Source organism: Blastococcus sp. SYSU DS0541 (assembly GCF_054050875.1).
Map to the genome: position 1 here is coordinate 47,038 of NZ_JBJHAD010000005.1, position 20,824 is coordinate 67,861.

The 20,824-nt window shown below is 74.8% G+C and carries 19 protein-coding genes; 8 read left to right on the forward strand and 11 right to left on the reverse strand.

Features of this window, described 5'->3' with window-relative positions; translation table 11 throughout:
* Positions 1 to 2 precede the first annotated feature (2 nt).
* The gene (locus ACI794_RS07425; RefSeq protein ID WP_456616011.1) at positions 3 to 569 is read left to right on the forward strand and encodes an isochorismatase family protein; all 567 of its coding nucleotides are present in this window, start codon (positions 3 to 5) and stop codon (positions 567 to 569) included.
* A 112-nt stretch (positions 570 to 681) separates the two neighbouring features.
* On the opposite strand, the gene serB is transcribed toward ACI794_RS07425, so the two are convergent.
* The 4 genes from serB to ACI794_RS07445 form a co-directional block, all read right to left on the reverse strand.
* Entirely contained in the window at positions 682 to 1,944 is a 1,263-nt protein-coding gene (gene serB, locus ACI794_RS07430; RefSeq protein WP_456616012.1) for a phosphoserine phosphatase SerB, read from the reverse strand.
* 163 nt (positions 1,945 to 2,107) lie between these two features.
* Positions 2,108 to 3,865 carry an aa3-type cytochrome oxidase subunit I gene (gene ctaD / locus ACI794_RS07435; protein WP_456582624.1) on the reverse strand — a complete coding sequence of 586 codons (1,758 nt, stop codon included), beginning with the start codon at positions 3,863 to 3,865 and terminating at the stop codon, positions 2,108 to 2,110.
* A 64-nt stretch (positions 3,866 to 3,929) separates the two neighbouring features.
* Entirely contained in the window at positions 3,930 to 4,772 is an 843-nt protein-coding gene (locus tag ACI794_RS07440) for a putative RNA methyltransferase (protein ID WP_456616130.1), read from the reverse strand.
* 11 nt (positions 4,773 to 4,783) lie between these two features.
* Positions 4,784 to 5,293 carry a metallophosphoesterase family protein gene (locus ACI794_RS07445; RefSeq protein ID WP_456616013.1) on the reverse strand — a complete coding sequence of 170 codons (510 nt, stop codon included), beginning with the start codon at positions 5,291 to 5,293 and terminating at the stop codon, positions 4,784 to 4,786.
* 75 nt (positions 5,294 to 5,368) lie between these two features.
* Here ACI794_RS07445 and ACI794_RS07450 point away from each other — a divergent pair, with 75 nt between their 5' ends.
* Positions 5,369 to 6,967: an MFS transporter gene (locus ACI794_RS07450; RefSeq protein WP_456616014.1), complete on the forward strand. Its 1,599-nt coding sequence runs from the start codon at positions 5,369 to 5,371 to the stop codon at positions 6,965 to 6,967.
* Between the two features lie 70 nt (positions 6,968 to 7,037).
* Here ACI794_RS07450 and ACI794_RS07455 read toward each other — a convergent pair whose 3' ends face one another.
* Positions 7,038 to 7,994, reverse strand: a complete 957-nt coding sequence (locus tag ACI794_RS07455; protein WP_456601365.1) for a cytochrome c oxidase assembly protein — start codon at positions 7,992 to 7,994, stop codon at positions 7,038 to 7,040.
* A 149-nt stretch (positions 7,995 to 8,143) separates the two neighbouring features.
* On the reverse strand, positions 8,144 to 9,490 hold the full coding sequence (locus ACI794_RS07460) for a M23 family metallopeptidase (RefSeq protein WP_456616015.1): 1,347 nt from the start codon (positions 9,488 to 9,490) through the stop codon (positions 8,144 to 8,146).
* A 277-nt stretch (positions 9,491 to 9,767) separates the two neighbouring features.
* Between ACI794_RS07460 and ACI794_RS07465 the strand changes: the two genes are divergently transcribed.
* The 3 genes from ACI794_RS07465 to ACI794_RS07475 all read left to right on the forward strand — a co-directional run bounded on the left by ACI794_RS07465 (position 9,768) and on the right by ACI794_RS07475 (position 13,254).
* Positions 9,768 to 10,949 (forward strand): zinc-dependent alcohol dehydrogenase, encoded by a 1,182-nt coding sequence (locus ACI794_RS07465; RefSeq protein WP_456601367.1) that lies wholly within the window; start codon positions 9,768 to 9,770, stop codon positions 10,947 to 10,949.
* A 177-nt stretch (positions 10,950 to 11,126) separates the two neighbouring features.
* Positions 11,127 to 12,323: an MFS transporter gene (locus ACI794_RS07470; RefSeq protein WP_456616016.1), complete on the forward strand. Its 1,197-nt coding sequence runs from the start codon at positions 11,127 to 11,129 to the stop codon at positions 12,321 to 12,323.
* 37 nt (positions 12,324 to 12,360) lie between these two features.
* Positions 12,361 to 13,254 (forward strand): oxidoreductase, encoded by an 894-nt coding sequence (locus ACI794_RS07475; protein WP_456616017.1) that lies wholly within the window; start codon positions 12,361 to 12,363, stop codon positions 13,252 to 13,254.
* A 17-nt stretch (positions 13,255 to 13,271) separates the two neighbouring features.
* Here the strand turns inward: ACI794_RS07475 and ACI794_RS07480 are convergent, their stop codons facing one another.
* Positions 13,272 to 14,609: a D-arabinono-1,4-lactone oxidase gene (locus ACI794_RS07480; RefSeq protein ID WP_456616018.1), complete on the reverse strand. Its 1,338-nt coding sequence runs from the start codon at positions 14,607 to 14,609 to the stop codon at positions 13,272 to 13,274.
* Positions 14,610 to 14,714: 105 nt separating this feature from the next.
* On the opposite strand from ACI794_RS07480, the gene ACI794_RS07485 reads away from it, so the two are divergent.
* Positions 14,715 to 15,920 (forward strand): alanine racemase, encoded by a 1,206-nt coding sequence (locus ACI794_RS07485; RefSeq protein ID WP_456601371.1) that lies wholly within the window; start codon positions 14,715 to 14,717, stop codon positions 15,918 to 15,920.
* A gap of 86 nt (positions 15,921 to 16,006) precedes the next feature.
* Here ACI794_RS07485 and ACI794_RS07490 read toward each other — a convergent pair whose 3' ends face one another.
* From ACI794_RS07490 to ACI794_RS07505, 4 genes are all read right to left on the reverse strand, one after another.
* Positions 16,007 to 17,626 (reverse strand): ABC-F family ATP-binding cassette domain-containing protein, encoded by a 1,620-nt coding sequence (locus ACI794_RS07490; RefSeq protein ID WP_456601372.1) that lies wholly within the window; start codon positions 17,624 to 17,626, stop codon positions 16,007 to 16,009.
* A gap of 42 nt (positions 17,627 to 17,668) precedes the next feature.
* Positions 17,669 to 17,953, reverse strand: a complete 285-nt coding sequence (locus ACI794_RS07495) for a three-helix bundle dimerization domain-containing protein (RefSeq protein WP_456582616.1) — start codon at positions 17,951 to 17,953, stop codon at positions 17,669 to 17,671.
* A 108-nt stretch (positions 17,954 to 18,061) separates the two neighbouring features.
* Complete coding sequence (locus tag ACI794_RS07500; RefSeq protein ID WP_456582615.1) at positions 18,062 to 18,187, reverse strand: hypothetical protein; 126 nt, start codon at positions 18,185 to 18,187, stop codon at positions 18,062 to 18,064.
* A 79-nt stretch (positions 18,188 to 18,266) separates the two neighbouring features.
* Complete coding sequence (locus tag ACI794_RS07505; protein ID WP_456616019.1) at positions 18,267 to 18,890, reverse strand: class I SAM-dependent methyltransferase; 624 nt, start codon at positions 18,888 to 18,890, stop codon at positions 18,267 to 18,269.
* Positions 18,891 to 18,946: 56 nt separating this feature from the next.
* Here ACI794_RS07505 and ACI794_RS07510 point away from each other — a divergent pair, with 56 nt between their 5' ends.
* The gene (locus ACI794_RS07510; RefSeq protein WP_456601374.1) at positions 18,947 to 19,711 is read left to right on the forward strand and encodes a TrkA C-terminal domain-containing protein; all 765 of its coding nucleotides are present in this window, start codon (positions 18,947 to 18,949) and stop codon (positions 19,709 to 19,711) included.
* A 34-nt stretch (positions 19,712 to 19,745) separates the two neighbouring features.
* A complete protein-coding gene (locus ACI794_RS07515) occupies positions 19,746 to 20,807 on the forward strand; it encodes a winged helix DNA-binding domain-containing protein (RefSeq protein ID WP_456616020.1) in 1,062 nt (353 codons plus the stop codon).
* Positions 20,808 to 20,824 lie beyond the last annotated feature (17 nt).

Consider the following 20,824-nt stretch of genomic DNA (forward strand, 5'->3'; position numbering starts at 1 on the left):
AGATGACCCGTGCACTGATCGTCGTCGACGTGCAGAACGACTTCTGCGAGGGCGGCAGCCTGGCCGTCGCCGGCGGCGCAGCGGTCGCGGCCGCGATCACCGAGCACGTCCGCTCGGCGGGCTACGACCACGTCGTCGCGACCCGGGACCACCACATCGACCCCGGCGACCACTTCGCCGAGCACCCGGACTTCCTGGAGACCTGGCCGCCGCACTGCGTGGTCGGCACCGGCGGGGTGGAGCTGCACCCGGCGCTGGACCGCGGCCCGCTGGAGGCCGTGTTCGACAAGGGCGAGCACGCCGCCGCCTACTCCGGCTTCGAGGGGACCGCCGACGGGGTGGGGCTGGCCGACTGGCTGCGGGGGCACGGCGTCCAGGCGGTGGACGTCGTCGGCATCGCCACCGACCACTGCGTGCGCGCCACGGCACTCGACGCCGTCGCCGCGGGGTTCGCCACCCGCGTCCTGCTGCCGCTCACCGCAGGGGTCTCCGAGGCGACCACCGCGGCGGCGCTGGACCAGCTGCGCACCGCCGGCGTCGGGCTGGAGGGGTCGCCCCGCACCGCCTGAGACGCCGCTGCGACGACGTCCACCCTCACCGCGCGGTGTCCTCCCTCACCGCCGACCGTGAGGGAGGACGCGCCACGATCAGGGGAACCTGATCATGGCGGCGGGTGGGCGGTCAGACCGCGTCGAGGACCTCGTCCCGGGTGAACCCGAGCACCTGCAGGACCGCGTCGAGGTAGGGCTGGTTGAGCGCGGTGTGCGCCTGCTCCCGCACGAACGGCTTGGCGTTGAACGCGATCCCCAGCCCGGCGGTGCTCAGCATGTCCAGGTCGTTCGCCCCGTCGCCGACGGCCACCGTCTGGTCCAGCGGGATGCCGTACTGCTCGGCGAAGCGGATCAGCGCCCGCGCCTTGCCGGGCCGGTCGACGATCTCCCCGACCAGCCCGCCGGTGAGGCGGCCGTCGACCACCTCCAGCGTGTTCGCGGCGGCGAAGTCCAGCCCCAGGCTCTCGGCCAGCGGGTCGGTGATCTGGGTGAAGCCGCCGCTGACGATGCCGCACCGGAAGCCGAGGCGCTGGAGCGTCCGGATGAGGGTGCGCGCGCCCGGTGTCAGCACCAGGTGCTCGCGGACCTCGTCCAGCACCTCCTCCGGCAGCCCGGCCAGCACCGCGACCCGCGCCCGGAGCGACTCGGCGAAGTCCAGCTCGCCGTTCATGGCGGCCGCGGTGATGCGGGCGACCTCCGCCGCCCGCCCCGCGCGCGCGGCCAGCTCGTCGATGACCTCCCCGCGCACGAGGGTGGAGTCGACGTCGAGGACGATCAGCCGCTTGCTGCGCCGGGCGATCCCGACCTGCTCGACGGCGATGTCGGCGCCGGTCGAGGCCGCCACCGAGGCGAGCGCGGCGCGCAGGGCGGTGGCCTCCGCCCCGGAGACGGTGAGCTCGAAGCTGGTGACCGGGTAGTCGGAGAGCCGCCGGATCGCGTCGATGTTGCCGCCGATGCCGGCGACCGCCTGCGCGGCGCCGGCCACCGCTTCGGGCGGCACCGGGCGCCCCAGCACGATGACGTGGTGCGGGCGCCCCGAGGCGACCGGTGCGTCGGGGCCGCTGGCCGACTCCACGGACACGCGGACGCCCACCGCGGTCTCGACGTCCTGCGCCACCGTGCGGAGCCGGTCGAGCAGCTCCTCCTCCACCACCGGCGCGATCGCCTCGCTGCCGAGGGCGCCGACCACGACGCCGAGCACCAGGTGCCCGTGCACCACGACCTGCTCGACGTCGAGGACCTCGACGGCGGGGTGCCCGTCCCCGTCCGCGGCGAGGGCGGTGAAGAGCTGGGCGGTCACCCCCGGCCGGTCTGCCCCGGTGACGGTCAGCAGCGCCCGCGGCGCGGTCGCGACGGGGGAGGGCAGCAGGTCGGGTGTGGGCTCGTGCGGCACGCGGTCATCGTGCCGCACGCAGCCTGCGCCCCTTGACCCGCCACGGCAGACGCCCGACGCCCCGCCGGCCCGGAGGCCGACGGGGCGTCGGTGACGGTCTGGACGGCCACCCTTCAGGGGCCCGCGCCGAGCCTGCGACGCGCGGGGGAAGGGTGGTCCTTCCTCAGGTCGGGTCGGGGTCGTTCGGCCCGGCGCGGTGACCGGTGGTGGCGCCGAGCTCACTGACGCCGCCGTAGGGCTCGTGCCGCTTGCCCACGTGGGCCTCGGCCTGCAGCCGCTCGATGAGGTGCGGGTAGTGCGCCTCGAACGCGGGGCGCTCCGAGCGGATCCGGGGGATCTCCACGAAGTTGTGCCGCGGCGGCGGGGAGGAGGTGGCCCACTCGAGGCTGTTGCCGTGGCCCCACGGGTCGTCCCGCAGCGCGAGCTCGCCGTACTTCCACGACTTCACCACGTTGTAGACGAACGGGATCGTCGCGGCGCCCAGGATGAACGAGCCGATCGTCGACACCGTGTGCAGCGTCGTGAAGGCGTCGGTCTCCAGGTAGTCGACGTAGCGGCGCGGCATGCCCTCGTTGCCCAGCCAGTGCTGCACCAGGAACGTGACGTGGAAGCCGATGAAGGTCAGCCAGAACTGCAGCTTGCCCAGCCGCTCGTCCATCATCCGGCCGCACATCTTGGGGAACCAGAAGTAGATGCCGGCGTAGGCGGCGAACACGACGGTGCCGAAGACGACGTAGTGGAAGTGGGCGACGACGAAGTAGCTGTCGTTGACGTGCCAGTCCAGCGGCGGGCTGGCCAGCAGCACGCCGGTCAGACCACCCAGGAGGAAGGTGATCATGAAGCCGATGGAGAACAGCATCGGCGTCTCGAAGGTCATCTGACCCCGCCACATGGTGCCGATCCAGTTGAAGAACTTGATGCCGGTCGGCACGGCGATGAGGTAGGTCAGGAAGGCGAAGAACGGCAGGAGCACCGCGCCGGTGGCGTACATGTGGTGCGCCCAGACGGCGAGCGAGAGGGCACCGATCGCCAGCGTCGCGAAGACCATGCCCTTGTAGCCGAACAGCGGCTTGCGGGCGAAGACCGGGATGATCTCGGTGACGATGCCGAAGAACGGCAGCGCGATGATGTAGACCTCGGGGTGCCCGAAGAACCAGAACAGGTGCTGCCACAGCATCGGGCCGCCGTTCTCATCCGAGTAGATGAGAGCGCCCATGTTGCGGTCGGCCAGCATGCCCATGATGGCGGCGGTCAGGATCGGGAAGGCGAAGAGGACCAGCACGCTGGTCACCAGCGTGTTCCAGGTGAAGATCGGCATCCGGAACAGCGTCATGCCAGGCGCCCGCAGGCAGACGATCGTGGTGATGAAGTTGACCGCGCCCAGGATCGTGCCCAGACCGCTGACCGCCAGGCCCGCGAACCACATGTTCGCGCCGGGGCCCGGGGAGTGGACCACGTTCGACAGCGGCGCGTAGGCGTACCAGCCGAAGTCCGCCGCGCCACCGGGGGTCAGGAAGCCGCCGACCGCGATCAGGCTGCCGAACAGGAACAGCCAGAAGGAGAAGGCGTTCAGCCGCGGGAAGGCGACGTCCGGCGCACCGATCTGCAGCGGCATGATCAGGTTCGAGAACGCGAAGAACAGCGGCGTCGCGAACATCAGCAGCATGACCGTGCCGTGCATCGTGACGAGCTGGTTGTACTGCTCCGGGGACAGGAACTGCAGGCCCGGCCGCGCCAGCTCACCCCGCATCAGCAGCGCCATCAGGCCACCACCGATGAAGAAGACGAACGAGGTGGTCAGGTACATCAGACCGATGGTCTTGTGGTCGGTGGTCCGCAGCAGGTTCGAGAGCCGCGAGCCCTTCTCGACCACGTGAGCCGGGCTGGGCCGGCTCACGATGGGCGCCGGTGCAATCGTCACGGCTCGCAGCTTAGACCGTGCCGTGCGGCACCTCAGGTCGGGCAGGTGAGGCGCGCCGTGAGGATCACCGGAGGCGCTGGTAGGTGGCCACGTCGACCGAGATCGTGACCTCCACGGCGGCCGGCAACCGCGCCAGCGAGGCCGCGAGCGCCGCCGCCGTGAGGTGCCGCGCGTGCGGCCCCATCCCTACCAGGGTCGCCACCGAGGCGTGGTCGAGCGAGAGGGTCCGGCGGTGCCGCCGCCCGCCCTCGCGCGCCAGGTGGGGCTCCAGTGTCGCGCTGAGCCGGCCGGCCTTGCCGGGGTCGACGCGGAGCAGGCCCAGCGGGCCGACGAGCCCGGCGAGGTGGTCCGGGCCGGGCGTCACGACGACCAGCCGCCCCTCCGGGTGCAGCACCCGGGCGATCTCCGGGCCGTTGCGCGGGGCGAAGACCACGAGGGCCCGGTCGACGGCGCCGTCGCGGACCGGGAGCCGCGCCCAGGTGTCCCCGACCACCGCCACCGCGCGCGGGTGGGCCCTCGCCGCCCGGCGCGCGGCGTAGCGCGAGGCGTCGAGCACCACACCCGCCGCCCGCGGGAGGTCGTCGAGCAGGCGGGCCAGGTGGTGGCCGGTGCCGCCGCCGAGGTCGAGCAGGGTGGCGGGCTCCCCGGGCGCGCGGACGGCCCCGGCCAGGGCGGCGGTGACGCCGTCGTAGTGACCGGCCGAGAGGAACGCCACCCGGTCGGCGACCATGGCCGCCGAGTCCCCCGACGGCGCCCGGTGGCCGGGGGGGAGGAGCGTCACGTGCCCCTGACGGGCGCGGTCGAAGGCGTGGCCCCGGTCGCAGCGCAGCCCCGCGTCGCCGGGCTCGGCGGCGAGGGGCGCGGCGCACGCCGGGCAGGCCAGCAACGCCACCGCGCGCGGGTCCAGCGGCGGCCCGCTCACCGCCGCGGCGGCACGGCGTGGAAGGTCACGTCCCGCAGGCGCCCGGCGTCGGCCACCGCGGTCACGTACGTCCCGTGCGGCTGGCGACGCCGGTCGGTGGGCGAGCCCGGGTTGAGCAGCCGCAGCCCGGAGGGCGCCACCGTGTCCCAGGGGATGTGGCTGTGCCCGAACACCAGGACGTCGGGGTCGGGGAAGCGGACCGCACACCGCTCCTCGCGCCCCTTGGCGTCGCCGGTCTCGTGCACGACGGCGAACCGGATCCCCTCGATCTCGGCGCGGGCGACCAGCGGCAGGCGGTCGCGCAGCGGCCCGTGGTCGTTGTTGCCGTGCACGGCCACCAGGCGGCGGGAGCGGGCCTCGAACAGGTCCAGGAGAGCGGCGTCGACCCAGTCCCCGGCGTGCACCACCACGTCGGCGGCGTCGATCGCCGTCCACAGCGCATGAGGTAGGTCACGCGCGCGCTTGGGGACGTGCGTGTCGGAGGTGAACACCAGCGAAACAGGCACGACGACATGGTTGCAGACCGCTACGTTCTCTTCCGGCCGGCGATCCGGCCTGCTCCGCACGAACCGAGGACGCCCGTGACCGAATCCCTCCCCTCCCCCGCCGGCGGCGGACCGGCGACCGGCGCCGACGAGCCCTACGAGAAGCGCTGGCTGGCCCTCGGCGTCATCGCCATGACCGTCCTGCTGGTCATCCTCGATGCCACGATCGTCAACATCGCACTGCCCGCGGTCACCGCGGACCTCGGCATCAGCGCGGCCAGCCAGCAGTGGATCGTCACCGCCTACACCCTGACCTTCGGTGGCTTCCTCCTGCTCGGCGGGCGCATCGCCGACTTCTGGGGCCGCAAGCGCACCTACCTGGTCGGCGCGGCGGGCTTCGCCGTCGCCTCGGCGCTCGGCGGCGTCGCGCAGAACGAGGCGATGCTCTTCGGCGCCCGCGCCCTCCAGGGCGTCTTCGGCGCGCTGCTGGCCCCGGCGTCCCTCGCGCTGCTCACCGTCCTGTTCACCGACCCGAAGGAGCGCGCCAAGGCCTTCGGCGTCTACGGCGCCATCGCCGGCGGCGGCTCGGCCATCGGCCTGCTGCTCGGCGGGGTGCTCACCGAGTACGCCGACTGGCGCTGGTGCTTCTGGGTCAACCTGCCGGTCGCCCTGCTGGCCATCGTGCTGGCGATCCCGATCGTGCCGGAGAGCAGGGCCCCCGGGGACACCAGCTACGACATCCCCGGCGCCGTCCTGGTCACCCTCGGCCTGGCGTCGATCGTCTACGGCTTCACCCGCGTGGCCGAGGCCTCGCAGACCTTCGCCGCCGCGGCCGCCGCGGCCAACGCCCGGGCGGCGGCCCAGGGCACCGCGAGGCTGGTGACGCCGGAGAGCGGCTGGAGCGACGGCCCGGCGTGGCTGTTCATCGTGGGCGGGCTGGTGCTGGTCGCGCTGTTCGTCCTGCTGGAGCTGCGGACCCGCAACCCGCTGCTGCCGATGCGCATCGTCCTCGACCGCAACCGGGGCGGCGCCTACCTGACCTCAACGCTGGTCGGCGCCGGGCTGCTCGGGGCGTTCTTCTTCCTGAGCCTGTACTTCCAGCAGGTGCTCGGGTACGAGCCGGTGAGGGCGGGACTGGCGTCGCTGCCCACCACCCTCGGGGTGTTCGTCTCGGCGGGCCTGGCCAGCGTGCTCGTCCCCCGGGTCGGGCCGAAGCCGCTCATGGTCCTCGGCGGCGTGCTCGCCGCCGCCGGGCTCCTCACCCTGTCGTTCGTCGGGCTGGAGACCGGCTTCTGGCAGCTGCCCTTCCCGGGCCAGCTGCTGCTGGGGCTCGGCCTCGGCTTCACGTTCGTGCCGCTGTCGAACCTGGCACTGGTGGGCGCCGGCGTCCACGACGCCGGGGCGGCCAGCGCGATGCTGAACGCCACGCAGCAGGTCGGCGCCTCGATCGGCACCGCCGTGCTGGCCTCCCTCTCGGTCGCCGCCATCAGCACCTACACCGCCGACGTGCTCGCCTCGGGCGCGGACCCGCAGGACCCGTCGGTGGGTCTCGCGGCGCAGGTTGAGGGCTACACCACGGCCTTCACGTGGGCGGCCGGGCTGCTGCTGCTGGGCGCCGTCGTCTCGGCGCTGCTCATCAAGGCGACCAAGGACGACCTGCCGGCCGAGGGTGACGCCGTCGTCCACGTCGGCTGAGCAAGGACCCCCCCGCCCCCCACCGCTCGCAGGCTCGCGGCGGGACCCTGCAGGGGGCCGTTCCAGCTCCTCACCCGTGCTCGGCGAGCGCCTTGAGGCGGGCGTTGTACGCGGTCAGCTCGGCGTCGCCGTCGCGATCGGCCGCGCGGTCCAGCGCGCGGGCCCGGCGGTCGTCCGAGCGCGCCCAGGAGAAGAACACGACTGCCAGCACCAGGACGGTGGGCAGCTCGCCGAAGGCCCAGACGATGCCGCCGGCGACGGCCTGGTCGGCGAGCGGGTCGACGCCCCACCCGGCCGGCGGCTGGGCGAAGGTGTCGACGACCAGCGACCCGGCCATCATGATCGCGACGCCGAAGAAGGCGTGGAACGGCACCGGCAGGAACAGCTCGAGCATCCGGCCGGGGTGGCTGAGCGTGCGCGGCCACGGGTCCTGGGCGGTGATCGGCCCGAAGAACAGCAGCCCCGTGACGACGAAGTGCGCCAGCATGAACTGGTGCCCCGCCGGGTTGGACATGAGCACGTCGAACAGCGGCGTGAAGTAGACGCCGTACAGGCTGGCGATGAACAGCGGCACGGTGAACAGCGGGTGGGCCACGGAACGGGCGAACCGGCTGTGCAGCGCCTCCAGCAGCAGCGCCCGCGGGGCGCCTGCCGCCCCCCGACCGCGCGGCAGGGTGCGCAGCGCCAGCGTGACGGGGGCGGCGAGCAGCAGGAGCAGCGGCGTGATGAGCGACAGCACCATGTGCTGGGTCATGTGGATGCTGAAGAGCACCATGCTGTAGCCGTTGAACCAGGTGCCGGTGACGGCGAAGAGCGAGGCGGTGCCGCCGACCCAGGCCAGCGTCCGCCACCACGGCCAGGCCACGCCGGAGCGGCGCAGGCGGACGACCGCGGCCAGGTAGACGACGAGCCCGATGATGCTGAGGAACGCCAGCACCGACCAGGGGTCCAGGTGCGGCAGGAACATCCGACCCCAGGTCGGCGCCTCTTCCGGGACCCACATGCCCGAGTGGTGCCCGTGCTCCACCGCGATCTCCTCCTGCCGGCCGGTCGTGCGCCTCCACTGTCCCACCGCGCGCGCCGACCTCCACGCGAGGCACGAGCCGACTGCCCCACGCACGACGACGCCCCCCGCCGGATCGCTCCGGCGGAGGGCGTCGTCGTGGATCCGGCGTGTCAGATCTGGACGCCGCGCTCCCGCAGCCACGGCAGGGGGTCGATCCGCTCCCCGCCGATGCCGCCGACGTGCACCTCGAAGTGCAGGTGCGGGCCGGTGGACTGACCGCGGTTGCCGAGCAGCGCGATGGTGTCGCCGGCGCGGACCACCTGCCCGGGGGTCACCAGGATCGCGTCCATGTGGCCGTAGACGGTGACGTCGCCGTTCTCGTGCTGGAGGTAGACCACCAGGCCGTAGCCGCTGGCGGGGCCGGCCTCGAGCACGACGCCGTCCATGACGGCGTACTCCGGAGTGCGCATGGGCGCGGCGAGGTCGATGCCCGCGTGGAGCGTGCCCCAGCGCGGCCCGAAGCCGCTGGTGAGCCGCCCACCCTGGACAGGGAGCACCGCCTTGGGGCGGGCCGCCTCGGCGGCGGCGCGGTCGGCCTCCTCCTGGGCGATCCGGTCGGCCTCGGCCTGGGCGTCCGCGGCGGCCGTGCGATCGGCGTCCCGGGCGGTGCGACTGGCGACCATCTCCCGCAGCCGCGAGGTGTCGTCCTCGTCGACCTGCGGCGTCACCGACGACGCGTCGATGCCGAGCTGCTCGGCGACGCTGACCGAGTGGCCGGCCGTCTCGACCTCCGTCGCCCCGCTGACCGACGCGCCGCTGATGCTGAGCGCACCGACGAGTGCGGCGGCGAGGTAGAGCGCGGACCGTCGCCGTCCCGCGGGCGGGCGGCGGTCCAGCCAGCCTCGGCGGCCCGCCGCGACGGCGGCCACGACCTCGGCCGCTCCCGCGTCGGGCGCCTCCTCGGCGTCGAGGACGCGGACGACCGGCTCGACGGGCGCGGACGCCGGCGCGGGACGCCCCGGGGGGTCCTTCACGACGACGACGGCCTCGGGGGTCGGGGCGTCGACCAGCGCGGTGACGTCGGTGACCGGCGCCAGGGCGGCGACGTCGACGGCCGACCGCTTGTACGGGGTGGGCCGGCGCCGCGCCGGCGCCTCGGCGGCGGCCGCCGCGGCGACCTTGGCCGCGATGACCTGCAGCACCGCGGCCCGGGCCGCGGAGAGCCGCGCCGCGGACGGCGCCGTCGGCTCGGCAGCCGTGGCGGTCGCCGGGCCGGCGGTGGCCGCCGTGGCCCCCGCGGCCGTCACCGTGGCGGCGCGGGCCCGCGTGCGGGAGGTGTTCTCGGTCCTGCGGGCCTCGGTTCCGCGCGCCTTCCCCTGGCGCTGCGGCGAGGCCGTGGACGCGGCCTTCTCCTCGGTCGACCCGCGGGTGGCGCGGGCCGGAGCGGGCGTGGCGTCGACCGTGGCGGTCGGCGCTGCACCCCTCTCGGGGAGGCGGTCGTGGTGGAGCGAACTCATGCACCTGACTTCCGTCGGCGGACATTGCACAGCGGCTCCCGGGGAGAGGAGCGGGGCCCATGTAAACACGCCGTGATGGATTCGTGATCTCTGCGACGGGGTAGGAGGGGCCGGTTGTGTGAACCGGATCACCGAATCGCCGCCCGTTTGCTCACCTGAGCGTGACCATCTATCAACGTATTGTGACGAACACGCTGCAGATGGTTGAGAGTGGCGCGATCCGGCTCACGTAGGGCCTAAGAGCCCTTTTCCGCAGCCCGATCGAGGGAGAAGACCTATGCGCGCAGTGACCTGGCACGGCCGAGGCGACGTCCGGGTGGAGACCGTCCCCGACCCCACCATCCAGGAGCAGACCGACGTGATCGTCGAGATCACCTCCAGCGGCATCTGCGGGTCCGACCTCCACCTCATCGAGGTCATGGCACCGTTCATGTCGGTGGGCGACGTGATGGGTCACGAGCCGATGGGGGTCGTCCGCGAGGTCGGGCGCGACGTGACCGCGGTGAAGCCCGGCGACCGCGTGGTCGTGCCGTTCAACATCTCCTGCGGCACCTGCTGGATGTGCGCCGAGGGGCTGCAGTCGCAGTGCGAGACCACGCAGAACCGCGAGCAGGGGATGGGGGCATCGCTGTTCGGCTACACCAAGCTCTACGGGCAGGTGCCGGGCGGGCAGGCCGAGTACCTGCGGGTGCCCTTCGGCAACACCCTGCCGATCAAGGTCCCCGACGCCCCGCTGGACGACCGGTTCGTCTACCTCTCCGACGTGCTGCCCACCGCCTGGCAGGCCGTCCAGTACGCCGGCATCCCCGAGGGCGGCAGCGTGCTGGTCCTCGGGCTCGGCCCGATCGGCGACATGGCCACCCGCATCGCCAAGCACCTCGGCGCCGGCCAGGTCATCGCCTCCGACGTCGTCCCCGAGCGCCTGGCCCGCGCCCGGCGCAACGGCATCACCGTCATCGACACCACGGAGCAGGCCGAGGTCGTCGCCCGCGTCCGCGACCTGACCGACGGCCGTGGGCCGGACGCCGTCATCGACGCCGTCGGCATGGAGGCGCACGGCTCCCCGCTGGCCACGATCGCGCAGAAGGCGAGCGCGCTCGTGCCCGACGCGATCATGGAGCGGGTGATGACCGTGGCCGGCATCGACCGGCTGGCCGCCCTGAACACCGCCATCGAGGCCGTCCGCCGCGGCGGCACGATCTCGCTGTCGGGCGTCTACGGCGGCGCGACCGACCCCCTGCCCCTCATGCGCATGTTCGACAAGCAGGTGCAGCTGCGCATGGGGCAGGCCAACGTGTGGCGCTGGGTGCCCGACATCCTCCCCCTGCTGCTCGAGGGCGACCCGCTGGGCGTGGACGAGTTCGCCACCCACCGCGTGCCGCTGGAGCAGGCGCCCGAGGCCTACGCCAACTTCCGTCAGAAGAAGGACGGCGCGGTGAAGGTGCTCCTGCAGCCCTGACCCCCCGCCGGGCGGCCGCGCCGCCCGGCTCGGCACAGTGGTCCCGACCGGCCCCGGCCCCGCCCGGCGCCGGTCGGGGCTCCCCCGCCCACACCGGATCCACCCGCACGCAGCCCGGCACCACCAGGACGACGCCGTCCGCCGGCCCCGCCCCGACCGCGTCCCCTGGAGTTCCCCGTGCCCCGCGGACTGCTCGCCCTGTCCATCGGTGCCTTCGGCATCGGCACCACCGAGTTCGTCGTCATGGGCATGCTGCCCCAGATCGCCGACGGCCTGGGCGTCTCGGTCTCCGCCGCCGGCCTGCTCATCTCCGCCTACGCCGTCGGGGTGGTCGTCGGCGCCCCCACGCTGACCGCGCTGGGTCTGCGGTTCACCCCGCGGCAGACCCTGGTGGCGCTGATGGTCGTCTTCGTCGTCGGCAACACGCTGGCCGCACTGGCGCCCACCTACGGCACCCTGGCCGCCGCCCGGGTCCTCACCGCGCTCGCGCACGGCTCCTTCTTCGGGGTCGGCGCGGTCGCCGCCCGCCGGCTGGTGGCTCCCGAGCACGCCACCCGGGCCATCTCGCTGATGATCCTGGGGCTCACCCTCGCCAACGTCATCGGCGTCCCGATCGGCACGTGGGTCGCCCAGCAGACCAGCTGGCGGCTGGTGCTCGCCGCCGTCGCCGTCATCGGGCTGGTGACCGTCGCCGGGCTGCTGGCCTGGCTGCCCGGCGACCGCGGCGACGCCGCCGGCCTGCGCACCGAGCTGGCGGCGTTCCGCCGCGGCCAGGTGTGGCTCGTGCTCGGCCTCACCATGATCGGCTTCGCGGCCACGTTCGCCGTCTACAGCTACGTCGCCCCGATCCTCACCGATCTCGCCGGTCTGCCCGCGGCCGGGATCACACCCGTGCTGGCGCTCTTCGGCGTCGGCACCACCGTCGGCACGCTGCTCGGCGGGCGGCTGGGCGACCGGTACGGGTTCCGGTTCGTCGCCGCCGGGATGGCCGGTGTCGCCGTCATCCTGGTGGCCTTCTCCTTCCTGGCCCGCGAGCCGGTCGCGGCCGTGGTGCTGCTCGTGCTCTTCGGCACGCTGGGGTTCGCCATGGGCCCGGTCGTGCAGAACGGCGTGATCGAGGCCGCGCAGATCCGCGGGGGCAGCCTGGTGTCGGCCGCGAACCAGGCCGCGTTCAACGTCGCCAACGCCCTCGGTGCCGCACTCGGCGCCCTGGTGATCTCCCAGGGGCTGGGGCTGACCGCGCCGATGTGGGTGGGCGCGGCGCTCGCGCTGGTGGGTGCGGGGCTCGCGCTGCTGGCCGGGTCCGCGGACCGGCGCGCACGGGCCGCCACCGTGCCGGTCGGCACCGGCGACCACCCGCAGCCGGTCGCCTGAGGCGCGCATGCCCCCCGCCCACCGGGTAGGGAGAGGCATGACGATCGGCACCGCGGAGCAGTCCGGCACCTACCGCCTCGGCGACCGGGAGGTGCACCGCATCGGTTACGGGGCCATGCAGCTCGCCGGCCCGCACGTCATGGGGCCGCCGGCCGACCGGGACGCCGCGATCGCGGTGCTGCGCCGGGCCGTCGAGCTCGGCGTCGACCACATCGACACCAGCGACTACTACGGCCCGACCGTCGTCAACGAACTCATCCGCGAGGCGCTGCACCCCTTCCCCGAGGACCTGGTCATCGTGACCAAGGTCGGTGCCCGCCGCGACGCCGACGGCGGCTGGCCCGAAGCCCTGGACCCCGACGACCTGCGCCGGGCCGTGCAGGAGAACATCGACCACCTGGGGGTCGAGGCCCTCGACGTGGTGAACCTGCGCATGCCCGGCTTCGCCGAGCCCGTGGAGCGCTCGCTCGCCGAGCCGTTCGAGGCGCTGGCGGCCATGCAGCAGGAGGGGCTGGTCCGGCACCTGGGGGTCAGCAACATGACCCCGCAGATGTACGCGGAGGCACGGGCCATCGCGCCGGTGGTCTGCGTGCAGAACCGCTACAACCTGGTGCACCGCGCCGACGACCCGCTGATCGACGCGCTCGCGCGGGACGGCGTCGCCTACACGCCGTTCTTCCCGCTCGGGGGCTTCACCCCGCTGCAGTCGGCCGCGCTGGAGACGGTGGCCCGGCGTCTGGAGACGACGCCGGTGCAGGTGGCGCTCACCTGGCTGCTGGCCCGCTCCCCGAACATCCTGCTCATCCCCGGCACCTCATCGGTCGCGCACCTGGAGGAGAACCTGCAGGCCTCGGCGCGGGTGCTCGGCCCCGCCGAGCTGGCCGAGCTCGACCGCATCGGCGGCACCGGGGAGCCCGACGTCGACCTGTGACCCGCGCCGGCCCGGGCTCAGGCCTGCGGCGCCGGCCCCAGCACCCGGTCCAGGTGGTCGTTGCCGAGCACCCCGGCCGGGTCCAGCCGGTCCCGCAGCGCCACGAACTCGTCGAACCGCGGGTAGCGCCGGCGCAGCGTGGCGGCGTCCAGACCGTGCAGCTTGCCCCAGTGCGGCCGGCCGCCCACCTCCCCCGCGATGCGCTCGAGCGCGGCGAACCAGCACCCGGGCTCGGTGCCCGCGGGCACGTGCGCGGCGATGTAGGCGGTGTCCCGGCCCGTCGCCGTCGACAGGGGGACGTCGTCGGCCGCGGCCAGCCGCACCTCCACCGGGAAGGCCGCCCGCCAGTCGCCCGCCTCGTGCACCCGGCGCAGCTCGGCCAGGACCGCCGGGGCGTCGGCGCGGGGGACGGCGTACTCCATCTCCAGGAAGCGCACCCGCCGCCGGCTGACGAAGACGCGTTGGGAGTGGTCGGTCCACGCGCGGGCACCCAGGGCGCGCGCCGACACCCGCGCCAGGGTGGGAACCAGCGCCGGCACGCGGCGCCCGGCGGCGACCACCCCGGCGAAGGCCGCGTTGGCGAGCACCTCGTCGTCCCACACCGCCCGCCAGCGTGGGAGGGGGGCGAGCCCCTCGGCCAGCGGGACGCGGGTGTTGCGCAACACCCGCGTCGCGTCGGTGTGCGGGAACCAGTAGAACTCCACGTGGTCGGTGGAGGTCATCAGCTCCTCGAAGCCCTCGAGCGCCGCGGTGAGGGTGCCCGGCCGCTCCTCGGCGCGGAGCGCGAACGCCGGCACGGCCTGCAGGGTCACCGCCGTCACCACACCCAGGGCACCCAGGCCCACGCGCGCGGCGGCGAACACCTCCGGGTGCCGGTCGGCGTCGCAGGCCAGCACCTCCCCTGAGGGCAGCACCAGCTCCAGGCCGCGCACCTGCGTGGCCAGTCCGCCGAAGCGGGCCCCGGTGCCGTGCGTCCCCGTGGCCAGCGCGCCGGCGACGGTCTGCCGGTCGATGTCGCCGAGGTTGGTCAGCGCCCACCCGCGGCGCAGCAGCTCCACGCCGAGCCGGTGCAGCGTCGTGCCGGCGCCCACGGTGACCAGGCCGTCGTCGCCGAGCTCCCGGATCCCGGACAGCCGGTCGCACACGAGCTGGACGTCGGCAGGCAGCCCGATGCCGGAGAAGGAGTGCCCGCTGCCGATCGGCCGCACCCGGCGCCCCTCGGCGGACGCCGCGGTGAGCACCTCGGCGACCTCGTCGGTCGACGCCGGGTGCACCGCGGTCACCTCCGCACGCTGGTTGCCCGCCCAGTTGCGCCAGCGGGTGCGCTCGGCCGTCCGGTCCAGCAGCTCCGTCACGCGGTCTCCCTCCGTCGAGCGCGCACTCTGGTGGGTGCGCCCACGCCGGTCAACCGCCCGTGCGCCCTTGCCCGTCCGGCTCCGCACCCGGCACGCTGCGCGGTGATGACCGCGGACCGGCACCGGGCCCTCGAGCGCGCCACCTCGGGGCTCGACGCCCCGTTCGCCGTGCTGGACCTCGCCGCGCTGGACGCCAACGCCGCCGACCTCGTGGCCCGCGCCGCCGGCCGGCCCGTCCGGGTCGCCAGCAAGTCCGTCCGGTGCCGCGGCGTGCTGCGGCGGGTGCTCGCACGGCCCGGGTTCTCCGGCGTGCTCGCCTACACCCTTCGGGAGGCGCTCTGGCTGGCCGGCGGGGAGGACCCCGTCAGCACCGATGTCGTCGTCGGGTACCCCACGGCGGACGCCGGCGCGCTGCGGCAGCTCGCGCGGGACGAGCGGGCGGCGGAGCGGATCACCCTGATGGTCGACTCCACCGGCCACCTGGACCTGATCGACACCCTGGCCCCGCCCGCCGGGCGCCCGGTGCTGCGGGTGTGCATCGACGTCGACGCCTCCCTGCGCGCCGCCGGCGGTCGGGTGCACGTGGGTGTCCGGCGGTCGCCGGTGCACACCCCCGCGGAGGCCGCCGCCCTGGCCCGTGCCGTGGTCGCGCGCCCCGGCGTCGAGCTGGTCGGCCTGATGGCCTACGAGGCGCAGATCGCCGGGCTGCAGGACGCGCCGGCGGGGCGCCCGCTCCGGGGACTGGCGGTGCGCGCGTTGCACGTCCTCTCCGCCCGCGAGCTCGCCGCCCGCCGCGCCGCGGTGGTGGCCGCCGTCTCCGCGGTGGCGCCGCTGCGCTTCGTCGACGGCGGCGGCACCGGCAGCCTGGAGCGGACCGCCGCCGAGAGCGCCGTCACCGAGGTGGCGGCCGGATCGGGGCTCTACTCCCCCGCCCTCTTCGACGGGTACCGGGCCTTCACCGGCCGCCCGGCCACCTTCTTCGCCGTCCCGGTGACCCGCGTCCCGGCGCCGGGCGTCGTCACCGTGGCCGGCGGCGGGTGGATCGCCTCCGGGCCGCCGGGGGCCGACAGGCTGCCCCTGCCGACCTTCCCGGCCGGGCTCCGCCGGCTGCCCGGCGAGGGCGTCGGGGAGGTGCAGACCCCGTTGCGCGGGCCGGGCACCGCGGGGCTGCGGATCGGTGACCGGGTGTGGTTCCGCCACGCCAAGGCCGGCGAGCTCTGCGAGCACGTCGACGCCCTGCACGCGGTGGACGGCGGCACCGTCGTCGACGCGCTGCCCACCTACCGCGGCGAGGGCCGAGCCTTCGGCTGACCGACCCCGGCGTTGATCATCGGCAAACGGTCGGCCCCACCGGCGTGTCGCCCAGCCACACGCCGATGATCAACTCGGAAAGGTGCTCACCGGGCCCGCACGACCCGCGTCTCGTCGAACACCGGCTCGGCGGACTCGTACACCCGACCGTCGGCGCCGAAGACCAGGAAGCGGTCGAAGGAGCGGGCGAACCAGCGGTCGTGGGTGACCGCCAGCACCGTTCCGTCGAAGGCCGCGAGCGCCTCCTCCAGCGCCTCCGCCGAGAGCACGTCGAGGTTGTCGGTGGGCTCGTCGAGCAGCAGCAAGGTGGCGCCGGACAGCTCCAGCGCGACGATCTGGAACCGCGCCTGCTGACCGCCGGACATGGTGCGGAAGGGCCGGTCGGCGGCCTCGGTCAGGCCGTACCGGCGCAGCACCGCCATCGCCCGCCCGCGGTCGACCCCCGGCCGGCCGGGCTCGCCGTGCCACAGCAGGTCGACCGGGGTGCGGTCCTGCCACTCCGGATGGGCGTGGGTCTGGGCGAAGAAGCCGGGGACGACGCGCGCCCCGAGCCGGCACGCCCCGGTGTGCGCGACCTCCTGCCCCGCGAGCAGCCGCAGGAAGTGCGACTTGCCCGCCCCGTTCGCGCCGAGCACGCCGACGCGGTCGCCGTACCAGACCTCGAGGTCGAACGGGCGCATCAGCCCGGTCAGCTCCAGCTGCTCGGCGATCACGGCGCGCACACCGGTGCGGCCGCCCCGCAGCCGCATGGCGACCTTCTGCTCCGGCGGCCGGTCGGGAGGCGGCCCGGCGGCCTCGAACTTGGCCAGGCGGGTCTGCATGGCGTGGTAGCGGTTGGCCATGTCCGGCGAGTTGGCGGCCTGCTGCTGCAGCGTGCGGACGAGGTCGACCAGCCGCTGGTGCTCCTCCTCCCACCGGCGCCGCACCTCGGCCAGGCGCTCGTGCCGGGCGGTGCGCGCCTCGGGGTAGGAGGTGAACCCGCCACCGTGCACCCACGCCGTTCCGCCCTCGACGGTGACCACGCGGTCGGCCACCCGGGCCAGCAGCTCGCGGTCATGGCTGACGAACAGCACCGTCTTCCGCGTCTCCAGCAGGCGCTGCTCCAGCCAGCGCTTGCCGGGGACGTCGAGGTAGTTGTCCGGCTCGTCGAGCAGCAGGACCTGGTCCGGCCCGCGCAGCAACGCCTCCAGCGCCAGCCGCTTCTGCTCCCCGCCCGAGAGCGTGGCGAGCTCCCGGTACTTGCAGCGCTCGTAGGGCACGCCCAGCGCCGCGACGGTCACCGTGTCCCAGGTGACCTCGGCGTCGTAACCGCCGGCGTCCCCCCACTGCGCCAGCGCGTCGGCGTAGGCCATCTGGGAGCGCTCGTCGTCGGTCTCCATGAGCGTCAGCTCGGCGGACTCGACGGCGTCCCAGGCGTCGCGCACCGCGGGCGGCGAGAGGTCGACGAGGAACCGCTGCACGGTCGTGTCGTCCCGGACCGCCCCGATGAACTGGCGCATCACCCCCAGCCCACCGGTGCGGGCGACCGACCCGGCCTCGGCCGCGAGGTCGCCGGCGATGATCCGCAGCAGGGTCGTCTTGCCCGCGCCGTTCTCGCCCACCAGCGCCGCGCGGGCTCCTTCCCCGATGCGGAAGGAGACGTCGTCCAGCAGCACCCGCCCGTCGGAGAGGGTGTGCCGGACCCCGGTCACGTCGACGTAGCCCACGGGCTCATCCTGCCCCGCCGGGCAACCGCATTCCCGGGGCGCTCAGCCGATGTGCCGGTCCAGGCGGTAGCGCGCCAGCCGCTCGACCAGCTCGGGGAGCGCCCCCACGGGCGACCCGCCCAGGTCGCGCCGGCTCTCCCGGACGACCCGGACGACCTCGCGTCGCCCGACCCGGCCGGAGTACTCGCCGCTCAGCCGGCCGACGGCCGCGCTGACCGCGTCGTCGCCGCGGGGCCGGTCGTGGGTGGCGCCGGCGGGGAGGTCCACCGGACCGGTGGAGCCGTCGGCGGCGGGGCCGGAGGAGCTCGGCGGGACGACCAGGGTCATCGGCGGTCCTTCGTTTCCGGAGTGGAGCCGGGCGGGATCAGGCCTCGGCGGTTCCATACGGTCTCGTTCCGCCGCGCCGGACACCAGGGCCCAAAGGCCTGACCGGGTTCAGCCGAGGGCGATGGAGAGCACCGTCGCCCCGGCCGCCAGCAGCATCGCCAGGACCACGATCGCCGCGACCAGCCGCCGCCGGCGCTCCGACTCCGGCCCGCCGGCACCACCCATGCCCATCATGGCGAGGGACGGTACCGCCCGAGGTCCGCTCAGCCCTGCGCGGCGGCGAACCACTCCTCGATCGCGTCGGGCGTCCCGGTCACGACGGGGGCGCCACGCCGGCACGCGGGCCGCGATCACCGGTCAGCTCGCGCGCCCGTCCCCAGAGCAGGGTGTCCAGGGCGGTGCCGTGCGGGGTGGCCCGGCGGACCTGCTCCAGCCGGTCGACGTCGAGGAGGCGCGCCACCGGGGCGAGCCGGTCGACGCTGTGCAGGATCGCCGGGTCCTGCGGCCCGCCGACCCCTGCCGTGAGGTTCTCCACGTCGTGCCCGAGCAGGAGCAAACGCCCGCCGGGGCGGAGCCGGCCGACGGCCCGGGTGAGCAGCGCCGTCGTCTCCGGCTCGGGCAGGTGGAGGTAGGCGACGAGGACCAGGTCCAGCGATCCCGGCGGCGCCGACCAGGTGCGGACGTCGCCGGTCACCCAGCGGACCCGCTCCGCACCGGGGCGGCCCCGCCCGCGCTCGAGCCCGACGGCGGAGAAGTCGACGGCGGTCACCGCCCAGCCCCGTGCGGCCAGCCAGAGCGCGTGCCGCCCCTCACCCGCGGCCAGGTCGACAGCCTCGCCCGGCGGCAGGTCGGCGAGCAGCTCCGCAACCAGCTCGTTCGGCCCCGCGGACCACTGCGCCTGCTCCGCGTACCGCCGGTCCCAGTCCTCCGCCCGCACGCCCGCAGTCTGGCAGCCGGGTCGCTCCGCACGCCCGGGCACGGTAAGCGTGGTGCGTGGCCGCCGTCGTCTCCCTCGTCGTCATCGTCACCCTGGGCCTGCTCGTCACCCGCGTCGCCACCGTCGCGCTGACCATGACCGGGATGTCGCTGCAGCACGCCCGGTTCCAGGCCCGCTCGGCCTTCACGGGGACCGGCTTCACGACGTCGGAGGCCGAGGCCGTGGTGTCCCACCCGGTGCGCCGGCGGATCGTCATGGTGCTGATGCTGGTCAGCGGCGCCGGCGCCGTCTCGGTGCTCGGCACGCTCATCCTCACCTACGCGGGGGTGGACTCCACCGGAGGCGGCGTGCGCCGGACGCTGGTCATCGTCGGCTCGATGGCCGCGCTGCTCTGGCTCTCGCGGAACGACCGCGTCGACCGGGTGCTGCGGCGGGTCATCGAACGGGTGCTGAGCCGGGTCGCGGACCTCGACATCCGCGACTACGCGGCCCTGCTGCACCTCCGCGGCCGGTGGCAGGTGATCCAGCTGCCGGTGCGGGACGACGACTGGATCTCCTCGCGTCCCCTGGGCCGGCTCCGGCTGCCCGAGGAGGGGGTCACCGTCCTGGGCGTGGAACGGGACGACGGCACGTGGATGGGGGCGCCGAGCGAGGACCTCCAGGTGCGCACGGGCGACGTCGTCGTCCTCTACGGCCGGCAGGCGATCCTCGACGACATCGCCGACCGGCTGCACGGGGACGAGGGCGAGCAGGCCAGCGAGCGGTCGCGCGCCTGGCACGCGGCCACCCCACCGGTCGAGGTGGTCGAGCGGCGGCGGTAGCCCGACCGTCGCACCCCTCTGCCACGGTGTGCGCGTGACGACGCTGCACGACGTGGCCCTCCTGCGCCTGGTGGCCCAGCGGCTGGCCGGGCCACCGGCCGCGGACCCCGCCGCGGCGGTGCACCGGCTCCTGGCGCTCCAGGGCCAGGACTTCCCGGGCGCGGTGACCTCGGTGGCCCTGCGCACCCGGGCCCGGGACCGTGCCGCCGTGCTGCACGCCCTCGACACCGGGGCCGTCGTCCGCTCCTGGCCGATGCGGGGGACGCTGCACCTGCTGCCCGCGGGCGATCTGCCCTGGATGCTCGAGCTGCTCGGGCCGCGCGCGCTGGCCGGGCTCGCCGGGCGGCGCGCCGCCCTGGGGTTGACCGATGCCGACGCCGAGCGGGCCCGCACGCTCGCCGTCGCCGCGCTGTCGGGTGACCGCCGCCTCCCCCGCCGGGCGCTGCTGGCGGCGATCGAGGAGGGCGGGGTGCCGACGACCGGTCAGCGCGGCTACCACCTGCTCTGGTACCTCGCCCAGACCGGCACGCTCTGCCTGGGGCCGACCGAGGAAGGCGAGCAGCTGTTCGTGCTGCTCGACGAGTGGATCGACTCCCCCCGCCGGCTCACCCGCGAGGAGGCGCGCGCGGAGCTGGCACTGCGGTACTTCCTCGGCCACGGCCCGGCCACCGTGCACGACCTCGTCCGCTGGGCGGGCACGACCGTGCGCGACGTGCGCGCCGGGCTCGACGCCGTCCGCGACCGGCTGGAGCGCATCGAGGTGGAGGGCGTCGAGCACTTCCTCGACCCGGAGACCTCCGAACGCTGCGCCGCGCACCGGGAGGCCGCCCGGGCGCCGCTGCTGCTGCCGGGGTTCGACGAGTTCGTGCTGGGCTACGCCGAGCGCGGCGCGGTCCTGGACCCGGCGCACGCCGAGCGCATCGTGCCCGGGCGCAACGGCGTCTTCCGCCCGACCGTGGTCGTCGACGGCCGGATCACCGGCACGTGGCGCGCGGCGGGCCGGGGCGCCGCCCGCACCGTCGAGGCGGAGCCCTTCACCGGCTGGGACGCCGACGTCGCCGCGGCGATCCCCCGGCTGGCCGCGGCGCTGCCGTGAGCCGCCGGGCCGCCCTG

Excerpts from the sequence above, each read along its gene's own strand:
- ACI794_RS07425 (WP_456616011.1), top strand. The coding sequence starts at position 3 with ATGACCCGTGCACTGATCGTCGTCGACGTGCAGAACGACTTCTGCGAG.
- ACI794_RS07460 (WP_456616015.1), bottom strand. The coding sequence starts at position 9,490 with ATGAGTTCGCTCCACCACGACCGCCTCCCCGAGAGGGGTGCAGCGCCG.
- ACI794_RS07465 (WP_456601367.1), top strand. The coding sequence starts at position 9,768 with ATGCGCGCAGTGACCTGGCACGGCCGAGGCGACGTCCGGGTGGAGACC.
- ACI794_RS07475 (WP_456616017.1), top strand. The coding sequence starts at position 12,361 with ATGACGATCGGCACCGCGGAGCAGTCCGGCACCTACCGCCTCGGCGAC.
- ACI794_RS07485 (WP_456601371.1), top strand. The coding sequence starts at position 14,715 with ATGACCGCGGACCGGCACCGGGCCCTCGAGCGCGCCACCTCGGGGCTC.
- ACI794_RS07495 (WP_456582616.1), bottom strand. The coding sequence starts at position 17,953 with ATGACCCTGGTCGTCCCGCCGAGCTCCTCCGGCCCCGCCGCCGACGGC.
- ACI794_RS07500 (WP_456582615.1), bottom strand. The coding sequence starts at position 18,187 with ATGATGGGCATGGGTGGTGCCGGCGGGCCGGAGTCGGAGCGCCGGCGG.